The following is a 13,563-nucleotide window of genomic DNA, read 5'->3' on the forward strand; positions in this document are numbered from 1 at the left end:
CGGTAACAGACCATGCCCGTCGGGTCGGCAATCCGGCGTGCTTTACGTCCAGGTCGAGGAGGCTGAAGTGATTCAGCAGGAGTCGCGGCTGCGCGTCGCCGACAACACGGGTGCCAAGGAGATTCTCTGCATCCGCGTTCTCGGTGGTTCGTCGCGCCGCTATGCCGGTATCGGCGACGTCATCGTCGCCACTGTGAAAGACGCCATCCCGGGCGGCAACGTCAAACGGGGTGACGTGGTGAAGGCCGTCGTGGTGCGCACCACCAAGGAACGGCGCCGTCCGGATGGTTCCTACATCCGTTTCGACGAGAACGCCGCCGTGCTCATCAAGCCGGACAACGACCCGCGCGGCACCCGCATCTTCGGCCCGGTCGGGCGCGAGCTGCGCGACAAGAAGTTCATGAAGATCGTTTCGCTGGCCCCGGAGGTGCTCTGACATGAAGGTGCACAAGGGCGATACCGTGCTCATCGTCTCGGGCAAGGACAAGGGTGCCAAGGGCAAGGTCATCCAGGCCTTCCCTAAGGAGAACCGGATCCTGGTCGAGGGCGTGAACCGGATCAAGAAGCATGTCGCGGACTCCGCGAACCTGCGCGGCGCGTCGTCGGGCGGCATCGTTACCCAGGAAGCGCCCATCCACGTGTCCAACGTGATGGTCGTCGATTCCGACGGTAACGCGACCCGGATCGGCTACCGCACCGACGAAGAAACCGGCAAGCGGGTTCGGATCTCCCGTAAGAACGGGAAGGACATCTGATATGACCACCTCTGAGAAGATCCAGCCGCGTTTGAAGCAGCGCTACCGCGCCGAAATCAAGGACGCGCTGAACAGCGAGTTCAACTACCCGAACGTCATGCAGATCCCCGGCGTGGTCAAGGTCGTGGTGAACATGGGTGTCGGCGACGCCGCCCGCGACGCCAAGCTGATCAACGGCGCGGTCGACGATCTGGCCCTGATCACCGGTCAGAAGCCGCAGATCCGCAAGGCCACCAAGTCCATCGCGCAGTTCAAACTGCGTGAGGGGATGCCGATCGGCGCGAAGGTCACCCTGCGCGGCGACCGGATGTGGGAGTTCCTGGACCGCCTGGTCTCGATCGCCCTGCCCCGTATCCGCGACTTCCGCGGTCTGTCGCCCAAGCAGTTCGACGGCAACGGCAACTACACGTTCGGTCTGAGCGAGCAGTCGATGTTCCACGAGATCGACGTGGACAAGATCGACCGTCCGCGCGGTATGGATATCACCGTTGTCACCACCGCGACCAACAACGAAGAAGGCCGTGCCCTGCTGAAGCACCTCGGCTTCCCGTTCAAGGAGAACTGAGACATGGCCAAGAAAGCACTGGTCAACAAGGCCAACCGCAAGCCGAAGTTCGCGGTGCGCGCCTACACCCGCTGCCAGCGCTGCGGCCGGCCGCACGCGGTGTACCGCAAGTTCGGCCTGTGCCGTGTGTGCCTGCGTGAAATGGCGCACCGCGGCGAGCTGCCGGGCGTGCACAAGAGCTCCTGGTGAGCTGAGCCGGGCGGGTTCGCCCGGCGGCTGATCATTCGAATATCGACAAGGACCCGAGCTGTGGCTCGGGTCCTTGTCGTGTTCGGGCGACAGCGTTGATCGTGAAATAGCGATCATCCCGCCTGATCGTGAAATCGCGATCAGTGAGTATGATCGCTGAATAGCGATCAGTCACGACTCGGGATGGAGGTCCCTGCGATGGCGCACCGTCAAGCGCGGATCCGGAGTCCCCATGACCTCGGTCTGGCGATCCAGCAGGCTCGCATGGGTCGGGAGTGGACCCAGCGCGAGCTGGCGGAGAAAGCTGCCTACCCGCAGAGCGTGATCAGCGATATGGAGAACGGCAAGCACACGCGTTACGCCGAGCGACTGTTCGAGTTGCTTGCCGAGTGCGGGATCACTCTCCACGCCGAGTGGGAGGATGCCGAGTGAAGCGACTCGGGATCGAGCTCTACGGCGAATTGATCGGTACATTGCAAGGTGCCGACCGCGCAACATTCGATTTCGAGGCAGATCCCGAAGCCATCGAGCATTATGGTGTCAACAGTCGGATCCTCTCCGCTGCCATACCGTTGAATCCGAAGACGAACCGCGCGAAGGCCAAACAGCGCCGGAACTACTTCCAGGAACTGCTGCCCGAGGGCGATCAGCTTGCCGCCATGTATGCGGCAGCGAGGCTGGCGTCCGGCGATGTGCTGGGTTTCCTGGCTCACTACGGTCGAGATGTCGCAGGCGCACTTCAGATCTGGGACCTGGACGATCCACGCGAACCTGCTACCCCGGAGTTGCTGCCTGTCACCGAAGATGGGGTGCGCGACCTCCTCGACAAGCCCCTGATGTATCCGCTTGCGAATCGTCCGGCTATGGGCAAGACGTCGCTGGCCGGGGTACAGCCGAAGATCGTACTTGCCCGCACCGGTGACGGATGGGCACAGGCTGCCGGTGGCGCGCCGTCGACGCATATTCTGAAACCTCTCGTACAGCAGCATCCGACCCTTATTTACGACGAGGAATACGGGGCTCGAATCGCGCGTGCCCTCGGGCTGGCCACCCACGCCACATGGATCGCGGAATTCGCCGGCGCTCCAGCGCTTGTCATCGAACGTTTCGATCGCGATCTGGCGGTATCGGGCGGGCGTATTCATCAGGAGGATTTCAACCAGGCGCTCGGCGCAGGTGGGAACGCCAAGTATCAGGAGTTCGGTGGGGTCGTCAGTCTCCGCCGCGTGTCCGAGGTGCTCAGTGTTGTCGGCGCCGGTGCAGACCGTACCGTGCTGGCGCGGATGATCGTGCTGGCCGTTGCTCTCGGCAACCTCGATATGCACGCGAAGAATCTCGGCCTGATCCACCATCCGAACGGATCAGTTGGATTGGCTCCGGCGTACGATATCGTGCCGCATACCCATCTGGCCGGAGTCGATGGACGGATGGCGCTGGCGATCGGGCGCGAGTACCGTCACGCGGCCCTGACTCGTGACCACCTCGTCGCGGAGGTTGCGAGCTGGGGCTTACGCACCGCAGATGATGTGGTTGACGAATCTCTCGTTGCGGTTGCCGAAGCGGTCGATGACGAGGTCCCGCTTCCTGGAGCCGACCCGCAAGTTTACGGAAGTGTCCTCCAGTTCACGGAGAACCTCTGTAAGGGGCGTCCCGTCGGGGTGTGGTCGCACTGATGATCGCCATCTGCCCTCGTGTGCCGGCTCGCGCTTTTTCCAATTCGTACGTGGCGTAGTCGGTTTGAAATTACGCTTGGTCAACCGGGTTCAGGACTCGAACCTCGGGAGGCAGGGTGCAGGACGATAACCGGTTGGTCCTGACCGCAGTGGTGGGCGGTCGTGATTCGAAGACACCAGTCTTCCTTCCACCTGAATACCGTGAAGCCAAACAGTTCGCCGACCGTAGTCGGCGGCTACAGTACTTCTGCGGCATCTATCTCGGCGGCTGCGGATGGCCACTATCGCTCAGAGTGTGCCGGAGCAAGAAGTCGCATTGGGCGCACCACCCCGACGCGCCCCAATGTGTGCGCAGCGGACGGGTGGATTCGGCCGATCATCTTTACATCCATCTGGGCCTGACCCGCTTGCTCGAAAAGACCTACGGCCGAGATGAAGTCACAGATCGAATCGAAATGCGTGCCGGAAGGTGTCTATACACCGAGATTGCCCAGGAGCGGCGAGCTGTTGTTCGGCTCCAGTACTCGAATCTGTCGGCTCAGCGGTGGGACGAGGAGGACCGAGCGCTGCGGCGTAGGTTCACGCATGTCCATTGGATTATCGGCCCGAGCGCGTCGAGCACTGCTGAGCTGATCGAAATACGTAAGGGTTGGGTCCTCCGCACAAGCTGCCGAACGCGAGGAGGCACACGCCAGGCGCTGGTACGGATCGACGGAGCCGCCAGCGGGTTCGACTGGATTCCGCTGGAGGAGTGCGTTATCGACGAGACCGGCAGGGTTACCGGCCGAAGGCTTCGCGAGCAGCGCAGATCGCACCAGGATGAACGTGGGCACAGGCAGAGCATCGAGCGGCCACCGGCATCATCGGTAGTTAGCGCTCCGGATTCGGCGCCAATGGCTGAGCTGACGGGCCAACCGAATGACTTGCAAGTAGCGGAATCGGTCCGTCCGATTCTCGACCGCTTGGAGGCTGCGATGAAACGAGACGACCTCGCCAACCTCGAATCTCATCTGACTGTGGGAAAGCTCGAGCTGACCTGGCTCAGACGTAGCGGGTTACTGGAGGAACGTCTTCGGTTGAAGGTGATCACGGACTGGTATCTGGATCGTCGCAGTATCCGATCCGTGCGGCGATCCGGTATCAGTGGATCCTCCGGAGCCCCGCGCGGCGGTGGGGGCCCCGGGACGACCGCGATGCGGACAGTTCTCGACGGCTGGTTGCCTCCTCCGGCCTCCTCGAAGAAGAGTCGACGTAAGAACGGCAAACCTGCGCGAACACTCACTGCTGAGTCGGCCGGCGTGAAGCGGGGGAACGGCGCACCGCTCGCCCGCCCGGCTGTGTCGCCCACGGTAAAGCCCAACCGGCCACGGGCTGCTGCCGAGCCGAATCCGCCGTTACCGCCGCCGCTGAATGCATCGGCCGCGGAATTGGAGGCGCTATTACTGAAAGCAGCCCGCAGCGGGCGGACCGTTGCGTGGGATCGGCTGCCGGGTCGACCAGCCCAACGATGGGCGGATACTGTTCGTGCGCTGGTCGAAGTGGAGGTGCGGAGAGCTGTTGGTGCCCCGCTTCTCGCGGCATTGATAGTAGGCGAACGCGACAAAGTGCACCGGATCTTCAACGACGTCCTTGTGGCACTGGGGATCGACCGCATCTCATCCGACTTCGGCCTCGACCTGGCGGGACATGTCGAGCGTGAACGAGTACATGCCTACTACGCCAGGCCGCCGCGACCGCTCCCGCCAAGTGAGTTGTCGAAGAAGGGTCGTGCTGTCGCTCCTGCGGCAGTCGATACCGATCGACGAAAGATCGCATCGAGAAGGCGTGGGACCAGGAAATAGATGCGAATGACTCGAACGATGCCCAGGCGCGTGAACCATGCGCTGAACTCTGTCCGGAACTGTGCGCGCCTACACCCTGTCGGCGCTGCGACAGTCTTGATCGTGAAATAGCGATCAGCGAGGCTGGGAAAGGCTGGATCTAGATCCAGACCGAGGCCATGGTGAAAGGGTGACCCCGGAGTGCTGCCCAGGTGGGTTTGGCGGCGATCCAGGTGTCGTCTATCGCGGATTCGGTGAGTTCGGCGAGCTGCCAACCGGCCCCGACCCCCGCGGTCACATGGTCGCTGAGGTTGTGCAGGTGGGTGGATATCGCGAGGGGTTCACCGTTGCCGTCGGTGTAGTGGGTCGGCATACCGCTGACCATCATGAACTGCGGGTGATAGCTGACCAGTACGAATATGCCGCCGGGAGCGATCAGTCGGCGGCCTTCGGCGTAGAACGGTGTGAGATCGGGCAGATGCTCGTCGATCAGCGAAGCGATGACGAGGTCGTAGGAGGCCGTCGGAAATCCGGTCGCACGGACATCGCCCAGCGTCAGCGAGTCGTGCGCACCCCGGTCGCGGGCCCGGGCGAGCATTCCCTCGCTGAGATCTATTCCGTCGATTCGGGCATCGCTGTGCCGCCGGAGCCACGCGGCGGTACGGCCGGTTCCGCAGCCGAGATCGGCGGCCCGCCGGATCCGGCCCCAGGTCGGCCGGCGCAGCCGGTCCAGGAGCGCCAGGCAGGATCAGCAGGGCCTTGCCGGTAACGCACCGGAATCGGGCGACACTTCAATAACGCCGCTCCTTATTAAAGTTTATGGATTAAACTTTAATAAGGAGGTGCGATGGCCAAGCTTGTGCAACTGCGCTGGGTCGGCGACCCCGACGGCGGCGGACTCTCCCGGCGAGACCGGGCTTCGGGGAACTTTCACGCGTACCTGCCCGACCCGCTGATGACCCGTCCGGTCACTCTTACCGCCGATACCGCAGCCGATGTGGTGGATGCGGAAGTGGCGATGACCAGGCTCGACAAGGAAGCGAAGGCGCTGGTCGAGACCGAAGCTCTGTCTCGGCTGCTACTACGCGCGGAAGCCATCGCCTCCTCGCGCATCGAGGGGTTGGAAATCGGAGCTCGTCGCCTGCTGCGAGCCGAGGCGGCCCGGGAACTCGAAGGCGAAATTGCCGATTTGACGGCTGCCGAAGTTCTGGCGAATATCGATGCCATGGCCGTTGCCACCGGAGCGATCGGGAACGGGGAGGCCATCACCGGCGAGGTTCTGCTGGAGATCCACCGCCGGTTGCTTGCCGGAACCCGGCTCTCTCATCACGGCGGGCAATTGCGTGGAGTCCAGAACTGGATCGGCGGCAGCTCCTTCAATCCCTGCGCCGCGGAATTCGTCCCGCCGCCTCCGGAACACGTGGCCGAATTGATGCGCGATCTGATCGAATTCTGCAATCGGGACGACCTGCCGGCTGTTGTACAAGCGGCGATCGCGCACGCCCAGTTCGAGACGATCCATCCATTCGTGGACGGCAACGGGCGAACCGGGAGAGCGTTGATCCATCTCGTGCTACGCCGTCGCGGTGTGGTGGAGCGGTCGGTGGCGCCGGTGTCGTTGATCCTGGCCACCTGGAGTGACAGCTACATCGACGGCCTCGAGCGTTTCAGGTATACCGGTCGAGCCGATTCGGCGGAGGCGCTGGAGGGCCTGAACATCTGGGTCGCGCGATTCGCCGCGGCGTGTGCCCGTGCGGCCGAGGACGCGGCATCCTTCGAAGAGCGGGCGTCAGGGCTGGAAGCGCAATGGCGTACCCGGCTGGCGCCGGTGCGGGCCGGGTCTGCGCTCGATCTCCTGCTGAAGAAACTGGTGGGCGCGCCGATTCTCACCGTTGCTACGGCGGCGGCGCTCGCCGGGCGTAGCTTTCCCGCCGCGAACACCGCTGTTACGCGGTTGGTCGATGCGGGAATCCTGCGCCAGCTCACCGTCGGTCGCCGTAACAGGGCATTCGAATGTCCGGAGGTCATCGGCGCTTTCACCGACCTGGAGCGCCGCATGGCGAGTCCCGGTGGAGATACCCGGGTCTCGGCTCCGGAGCGTCCGGTACCGCGCCGCGCGACGCCGTAGCACCTTCGGTGGACGCCCGAGCTGCCGATGTGGGGCTCACCCGGATGCGTTGGGACCGGCTGCGGCGTCGTGGTGTTGCGATCGTCGGCTGACCCGCGGCCGGTTAGGCGAAGTGGGATTTGTAGATCTGGCCGTGCACACCGACGGTGCGATCCACGACCTGGGAAACGGTGAAATCGGCCGCGGCGGAGAGGTACGCGTACGCGGTCGCCCGATCCATCCCCTTCTCCTGTTCCAGGAAATCGAGAGCGTTGACCACCGCACGGCGCATGGCGACGTTCAGATCGCTGGACTGACCGTTCTGGGAACCGTCGGGGTCGGACAGGCCGATGGGGATCCAGGACTCCGCGGTCTCGCCGAACGGGTATTTGTACGCGACCTCGGGTGCGTCTCCGGAGCCGGGTTTGCAGACGGTGAGCCGGAAGGTGCCGCGCAACGAGCCCTCCATCGCGGTGAGCGCGGCTTCGCCGTCACCCATCGCCATATGGGGGTCGCCGACGTAGAACAGCGCGCCTTCGGCGAAAATCGGCAGGTAGAAGGCCGATCCGGCGCCCAGCAGCCGGATATCGATATTGCCGCCGCCGCGGGTCGGGGGGATCGAGTTGGCGGAGGCGGCTTTCGGGTCGGTATCCGGGGAGAAGGCCACGCCCATCATGCCCATGAACGGTCGCAGCGGGAACCGCACTTTCGCGTCACCGAAGGGCATGACGCCCAGGCCTTCTTCGATGGCGGTGAAGGTGGAGACGTTGCCGTAGTCGCGCGGGTCGCCGGTGGGGCGCCGATCGGTCGCCACCGGCGGCATGACCTCGTCCAGGGAAATACCGGCCGGTGCCTCGCCGTTGGCGGTGCGGGCCAGTGCGCCCTTGCCGTGCCGGCTCGACACCACGCCGTAGGGCACCCGCGGTACGGCGGCGAGGGTTTCGATCTTCAGGACATCGCCGGGCCGGGCGCCTTCGACGAAAACCGGGCCGGTGACGATATGGGGGCCGTCCTTGTCGAAATCCCGGGGTGTGCGGTCGTAGCCGTCGGCGATCGCGACGGCATCCGCGAGCACATCGCTTTTCGCCACGCCCTTCGCGCCGAAGTACGCCACCGGGTCACGTCCCTGATCTTCGAGGATGCCCTCATGCGAGACGGCATCGATAGTGACCGTCTCACCGGATTTCATCCGCAGCACTTCCTTGCTGTGGACATTGGGCACATAGCCCCACAGCACCTGCTCCACCTCCGAGCGCAGGTAGTGGTCGCCGGGGATATCGCCCTGGCCGGGCTGCAGGATCGGGACACCGCCGCTGAACGGTACGGCGGGCGAGGAGGTCGAAACCGGGTCGGTGGCCCCGCCGCCGGTGGTGCAGGCGGTCGCGGTGGCCGCCGCGCCCACGGCGCCGACCGCGGCCGCCGCCCGGAGGAATCCGCGCCGGCCCAGGGCGCGCGTCAGGGTTTCGGCGGCGTCGCGCGCGAGGAAATCGGTCATCGGTACCTCCGGAAATCAGCTGGTCGAGCGTCCGGAAACTATCGAGACAAAATTTCGCCGGTGTTTCTTATCCATTGCGGTGGATATTCGCCCGGTGCGAGATGCGGCATAAGACGGGTCATCGGCTCGCGCGCTGCATGGACCGCGCGGCCAAGCCGCGGATTCCCGGCAATGTGATCGTGCGGAGCATCAGATCGCGTGCCCAGATATGCGCGCGGGTGGGCGGGGCGTACTGACCCATACCCCGCCGCGCCAGCGCCTGTCGTTCGGTGACCTCGGGGCGCAGCTGTTTCTCCCAGTGCGCGAGCGCCGCCGGGATATCGCCGGGGTGTTCGTCCAGTGCGGTACCGAGTTCCCCGGCACCGGCGAGTGCCAGGGCCGCACCGTGACCTGCGAACAGGGTGACGCACCAGGCCGCGTCGCCCACCAGCACGACCCGGCCGCGACTCCACGAGTCCGCCACCACCTGACTCACCGAATCGAAGTAGGCCCCGGCCGGAGCTTGCGCCAATTGGCCGAGTGCGTCGGGGACACCGCCTCCCACATCGCCGAAGGCCGCGGTGAGAGCGGATACCGGCCCGGCCGCGAGTTCGGCCGCGGGATCGGCGGTGCGGTAGGTGAAGAAGGCCGAGGATCGTCCGGGTCCCAGGTTGATCACCGCCGCGGTCCGGCCGGGCCCGATGAAGGTGGTGCCCGAATTCTCCGGCACGTCGTGGGGAGTCCGGCTCAGCGGAAAGGCCCCGACGATGTGCCGGAGGTCCACCCGGAAGCCGGATTCGGGTCCGAAGGCAGCACTTCGCACCCCGGAATGCAATCCGTCCGCGCCGACCAGCAGGTCCGCGGATTCGGAGGTGCCGTCGCTCAACTCGACCCGCACCTCGTCATGATCCTGCTCGACGGTGCGCACCGTGGTTCCGAACCGGATATCGGCGACCGTGCTCGCCGCCTCGTACAGGGCGGATTCCAGATCGCCGCGGAATACGGTGAGCGCCCGGGGGCCCAGCGCGGCCCGGGCGAACGCCGCCGGTACCACGAACTTCCGCCGGCCGTCGGCCGCGACGAGGATCGAGGTGAATACACCCAGATCACGGTCGCGCAGGCCGGGTAGCAGGCCGAGGTCGTCGGCGGCGTCGTAGCCGCGGCCGAGGAGGTTCACCAGGTAGCCGCCGCCGCGGCGAACCGGGGATCGCTCCACAACCAGCACCTGCCAGCCCGATCGGTGCAGGCGCAGGGCGGTGGCCAGACCGGCGATCCCGGCGCCTGCCACGACTGCCTTTCGTGCCGGTGTGCCGGTGGATATCGCCTCGTTCGTCACTGTCCACTCCTAGTCCGGGCGAGTATGAGCACTCGCTCAAACTCCAGTATGAGCATATGCTCATACTGGCGGCAAGTTCCGTAGACTCGGAGAGGTGCCCAGAGGTGTCGCCATTCCGGAAGTCAGGCAGCAACTGTTCGCCGCCGTCGAACGCGTGATCGTCCGCGACGGTCCGAGCCGGCTCAGCGGTCGAGCCGTCACGGCGGAGGCGGGAGTCGCCACCGGCCTGCTGTACGCGCATTTCGCCGATCTCGAGGATTTCCTGGCCGGCTACGCCGTGGACCGCGCCTTCCTCATCTCGGCCGGAGTTGCCGGGCTTCCGGAACGGGCCGGTATGGGAGATATCGCCACCAATGTGTGCGATGCGGTCCTCTCGACCCCGCCGCGGCTGCGGGCGTTCGTCCGGCTACTCGTCGCGCGACCGGAACTCGCCGAAAAGGTCCATGCGGTACTCGGCGACGAGACGGCCGGGCTGGAGGCGATCGAGGTGGCCGTCACCGCCTATCTCGCCGCCGAGCAGCAGCTCGGCCGGCTCGGCGCCGCGGCGGACCCGGAACTGCTGTCCCTGGCGCTGGTGGGCACATTCCACCATCTCGTCCTCACCTCCCGCCCCGAGACGGATATCCGGGCGCGAATGCGGCGAGCGGTCGCCGGGCTGATCGCATGCTGCGTTCCGGCCGGACCCGCGGAGCCGCCCGCCCGCGCCGACTCCCGGTGAGGGGTCGGTATACCCGCGTGTGACGAGCGCGCCGCCCCTCGGCCGATTGCTCTTGCTTCCGATGGCCTGGCCGGATGCCGGGTGCCGGGAGGTCTCCCGGCCGGTTGGCGGGAGCGGTACGTGCCGGTTCCCGTTGGGGCAGAGAAGGATTCGTTCCCAGTGTCGGTAATGGGGTGATTGTCCGGATGTCTCGGTCGTCGCCTAGGATCGGCGGCTGTGACTCGTATGGCGCGGCGGCCGAGCCTGGTGCAGGTACTGCTGCTCGTGCTCGCCGCGGTCGTCCCGGCACTCGAGGCCCGCGATAGTTCTGCATCCGAAATTGTTCAGGTGCAGCAGGTTGCGATCGCCGCGCCGGCCATCACAGCGGACTACCAGGTCCGTGCGGCACCATCGGATCCGGCGGATTCGGAGCGGCACGCGGCGCACTGCCCGTACGCGTGCCTGCGCGCTCCGGCGGTCCGGCCGCGAGTGGATCACCTGTGGGCCGTGGCGTTACTCCTCGCTGGTCTACTGCTGGGCGCGGCATGCTCCGCGCCTCGGAATTCACGCGTCCCGCTGCCCGGCCACCGCGCCGCCGCGACCGGAACGGTGCTGTTACTCCGTCTCTGCGTCTGCCGCCGCTGACCCGCGGGCGGCCGGTGGGGAACCGCTCGCTCCGGCCGTCGAACATTCTCCGATTCCGGTGAATTCCGGCGCACCGTCCGCTCATACGCGATGAACGGCCGCCGGAGACATCCTCTCGAACTCCCGGCACGGCCGACCCGTGCGTGAGAACCGGCGTGCCGAGCATTCGGGCCGCCGGGCGCCGAACCGATTCCGGCGCGAAGCATCCAGTGCAGAAATGCAATTCGAAGAAAGTAAGGAGATCGATTCCGTGAGACCCCTCACCCCGCTGATCGCCCTCGCCGCCCCGATCGGCTGCCTTGTTCTCGGTAGCGGTACGGCCTCGGCGTTGTCGGTGACCCCCTCGCCGAAAGCGGTCACGGTGAACTTCACCGACGCCGAGGCCCGGGCGATCGCCGGCTTGAACCTCGGTCCGGTACTGGGCGCACTTCCGCCCAATTTCACCCCGGAGGCCAAGCAGCGTCTCGGGGAGAGCGTCGCCGAATACGCAGGGCGGGCCGCGCTGGCGCCCGGTTCCACGCTGCGCGTGATCATCGACGAGCCGGTGGCCGCACCGCCCGGCGTCAGTGTGACCGTCGTGCCCTGATCCCGTGGACCGGTCGCTGCTCGACCGGCGGTATCCGCCGGTCGAGCAGCGGCGATTCACAAGTCCGGATCGGACGGCCGCTGTCTGCCGGGCGCCAGGATCGCGAGTGCGACGGCGGCGGTGAAACAGATACCCGCCAGCAGGAGGCTGGTGTTCTGCACCCCGTGGACGAAGGCGTCGCGGGCGAGGTCGAGTAGCGGCTGAGCCTGCGGGCCCGCCTGTTCGGCGAGTTGGGCGGTGGCGGCGAGGGAATGGGCCAGCGGTTCGCGGGCCGGTTCGGGTATGCGGGGCAGGACGGGATCGATAGCGCTGCGGTAGCCGGAAGCGAGGACTGTTCCGGCGAGGGCGATTCCGATCGCGGCGCCGATCTCCCGGGTGGCGTCGTTGACCGCCGCGGCGACGCCGTGTTTATCGGCGGGGCTGCCGTTCATGATCGCGGCGGTCGCCGGTGCGGCGGTCAGGCCGAGTCCGATGCTCATCAGCAGCAGTGGGATCAGGATGCCGGGATAGCCGGCTTCCGGCGTCACGTGGCTCAGGAGCAGCATGGCCCCGGCGATCACGGCCAGTCCGGTCACGGTGAGCAGGCGTAATCCGTAGCGCGCGGCCAGGCCCGGGGTGAACTGGGACAGCACCACCAGGGGCGCGCCCATCGGCAGGCACGCCAGGGCGGATTTCAGCGGACTGTATCCGAGAACCAGCTGCAGGTACTGCACCGTGACGAGGAACATTCCGAAAGTGGCCAGGAACTGAACGGTCACCGAAGCCGCGCCGCCGGCGAACTGGCGGCGCGCGAACAGCCGCAGATCGAGTAGCGGGCTGCGCACCCGCAGTTCCACGATCACGAACAGCGCCGCGGCAGCCGCGGCGACGGCGAACCCGGTCAGGATGTAGGGGTCGGTCCAGTCCCGTTCGGCGACCTCGATGAGCGCCGCGACGAACGCCGCGATCGCCACGACGATCGTCAGCGTGCCCGGCAGATCGAATCGTTGCCGGTCGGCGCTGCGAGATTCGGGGACGGTGCAGGCGGCGGCGATCAGCACGACGGCGCTCACGGTCATCACGACGAAGATCGACTGCCAGGACCACCACTGCAGCAGCACACCGGAACCGACCAGCCCCAGCAGGCCCCCGGTACCCGCGCATCCGGCCCAGTATCCGATCGCGCGTCCGACGGCGTCCGGGGGAAATCCGGCTGTGAGCAGGGACAGCGTCGAGGGCATGACCAGTGCCGCGCCGATGCCGGCCACCGTGCGCGCGGCGATCAGCACCTCGGCGTCCAGGGTCGCCAGGCATACAGCGGAGGCGGCGCAGAACACGATGAGCCCGAGGATCAGCACGAGGCGCCGGCCGTACCGGTCGCCGATCGCGCCGGCCGGGAGGACCAGGCAGGCCAGGGCGAGGGTGTAGCTGTCGATGATCCACGCCGCCTGGGTCTGACCGGCTCCGGTGTCGACGACTATCCGCGGGAGCGCGGTGTAGAGAGCGGCCATGGTGGCGATGACCAGGGATACCGCCGAGCAGGCCACGATCAGGGTGCGCCGCTGCGCCCAGGGCGACGCGGCAGCCGGCGCCGGGGGCATGGTGGACGCGATGTCACCGAGATCCTGCATGGGCCCAACGCTCGCCCAGCCGATTCCCCCCGGCAAGGCTTGCGACCGATGTCGATACGAAAAGTATCGGGGTCAGGCTTCCGGTTGTCTCACCGATCAGTCTCCA

15 protein-coding genes are annotated in these 13,563 nt (G+C 66.2%); 11 read left to right on the forward strand and 4 right to left on the reverse strand.

Features of this window, described 5'->3' with window-relative positions; all coding sequences use genetic code 11:
- Positions 1 to 67 precede the first annotated feature (67 nt).
- From rplN to AB0F41_RS08330, 7 genes are all read left to right on the forward strand, one after another.
- Positions 68 to 436: a 50S ribosomal protein L14 gene (gene rplN, locus AB0F41_RS08300; protein ID WP_033244618.1), complete on the forward strand. Its 369-nt coding sequence runs from the start codon at positions 68 to 70 to the stop codon at positions 434 to 436.
- Position 437: 1 nt separating this feature from the next.
- Positions 438 to 755 carry a 50S ribosomal protein L24 gene (rplX, locus tag AB0F41_RS08305; protein WP_357422095.1) on the forward strand — a complete coding sequence of 106 codons (318 nt, stop codon included), beginning with the start codon at positions 438 to 440 and terminating at the stop codon, positions 753 to 755.
- 1 nt (position 756) lies between these two features.
- Complete coding sequence (rplE, locus tag AB0F41_RS08310) at positions 757 to 1,320, forward strand: 50S ribosomal protein L5 (RefSeq protein ID WP_357241947.1); 564 nt, start codon at positions 757 to 759, stop codon at positions 1,318 to 1,320.
- 3 nt (positions 1,321 to 1,323) lie between these two features.
- Entirely contained in the window at positions 1,324 to 1,509 is a 186-nt protein-coding gene (locus AB0F41_RS08315; protein WP_014349101.1) for a type Z 30S ribosomal protein S14, read from the forward strand.
- 198 nt (positions 1,510 to 1,707) lie between these two features.
- Positions 1,708 to 1,941, forward strand: a complete 234-nt coding sequence (locus AB0F41_RS08320; protein ID WP_357422096.1) for a helix-turn-helix transcriptional regulator — start codon at positions 1,708 to 1,710, stop codon at positions 1,939 to 1,941.
- Complete coding sequence (locus AB0F41_RS08325; protein ID WP_357422097.1) at positions 1,938 to 3,182, forward strand: HipA domain-containing protein; 1,245 nt, start codon at positions 1,938 to 1,940, stop codon at positions 3,180 to 3,182. The genes AB0F41_RS08320 and AB0F41_RS08325 overlap by 4 nt, the downstream gene beginning before the upstream one ends.
- A gap of 116 nt (positions 3,183 to 3,298) precedes the next feature.
- Positions 3,299 to 5,023, forward strand: a complete 1,725-nt coding sequence (locus AB0F41_RS08330; protein WP_357422098.1) for a hypothetical protein — start codon at positions 3,299 to 3,301, stop codon at positions 5,021 to 5,023.
- A 139-nt stretch (positions 5,024 to 5,162) separates the two neighbouring features.
- Here the strand turns inward: AB0F41_RS08330 and AB0F41_RS08335 are convergent, their stop codons facing one another.
- Positions 5,163 to 5,744 carry a class I SAM-dependent methyltransferase gene (locus AB0F41_RS08335; RefSeq protein WP_357422232.1) on the reverse strand — a complete coding sequence of 194 codons (582 nt, stop codon included), beginning with the start codon at positions 5,742 to 5,744 and terminating at the stop codon, positions 5,163 to 5,165.
- A gap of 105 nt (positions 5,745 to 5,849) precedes the next feature.
- Here AB0F41_RS08335 and AB0F41_RS08340 point away from each other — a divergent pair, with 105 nt between their 5' ends.
- Positions 5,850 to 7,130 (forward strand): Fic family protein, encoded by a 1,281-nt coding sequence (locus AB0F41_RS08340; RefSeq protein ID WP_357422099.1) that lies wholly within the window; start codon positions 5,850 to 5,852, stop codon positions 7,128 to 7,130.
- 103 nt (positions 7,131 to 7,233) lie between these two features.
- On the opposite strand, the gene AB0F41_RS08345 is transcribed toward AB0F41_RS08340, so the two are convergent.
- Positions 7,234 to 8,604: an acetamidase/formamidase family protein gene (locus tag AB0F41_RS08345; RefSeq protein ID WP_357422100.1), complete on the reverse strand. Its 1,371-nt coding sequence runs from the start codon at positions 8,602 to 8,604 to the stop codon at positions 7,234 to 7,236.
- Positions 8,605 to 8,722: 118 nt separating this feature from the next.
- Positions 8,723 to 9,919, reverse strand: a complete 1,197-nt coding sequence (locus tag AB0F41_RS08350; protein ID WP_357422101.1) for an FAD-dependent monooxygenase — start codon at positions 9,917 to 9,919, stop codon at positions 8,723 to 8,725.
- Positions 9,920 to 10,013: 94 nt separating this feature from the next.
- Between AB0F41_RS08350 and AB0F41_RS08355 the strand changes: the two genes are divergently transcribed.
- The 3 genes from AB0F41_RS08355 to AB0F41_RS08365 all read left to right on the forward strand — a co-directional run bounded on the left by AB0F41_RS08355 (position 10,014) and on the right by AB0F41_RS08365 (position 11,847).
- Positions 10,014 to 10,637 (forward strand): TetR family transcriptional regulator, encoded by a 624-nt coding sequence (locus tag AB0F41_RS08355; protein ID WP_357422102.1) that lies wholly within the window; start codon positions 10,014 to 10,016, stop codon positions 10,635 to 10,637.
- Between the two features lie 216 nt (positions 10,638 to 10,853).
- The gene (locus AB0F41_RS08360) at positions 10,854 to 11,261 is read left to right on the forward strand and encodes a hypothetical protein (protein ID WP_357422103.1); all 408 of its coding nucleotides are present in this window, start codon (positions 10,854 to 10,856) and stop codon (positions 11,259 to 11,261) included.
- A 250-nt stretch (positions 11,262 to 11,511) separates the two neighbouring features.
- Complete coding sequence (locus AB0F41_RS08365; protein ID WP_357422104.1) at positions 11,512 to 11,847, forward strand: hypothetical protein; 336 nt, start codon at positions 11,512 to 11,514, stop codon at positions 11,845 to 11,847.
- Between the two features lie 56 nt (positions 11,848 to 11,903).
- On the opposite strand, the gene AB0F41_RS08370 is transcribed toward AB0F41_RS08365, so the two are convergent.
- Positions 11,904 to 13,457: an MFS transporter gene (locus AB0F41_RS08370; protein WP_357422105.1), complete on the reverse strand. Its 1,554-nt coding sequence runs from the start codon at positions 13,455 to 13,457 to the stop codon at positions 11,904 to 11,906.
- Positions 13,458 to 13,563: the final 106 nt, after the last annotated feature.

It is taken from the genome of Nocardia sp. NPDC024068, assembly GCF_040638875.1.
Lineage (GTDB): Bacteria > Actinomycetota > Actinomycetes > Mycobacteriales > Mycobacteriaceae > Nocardia.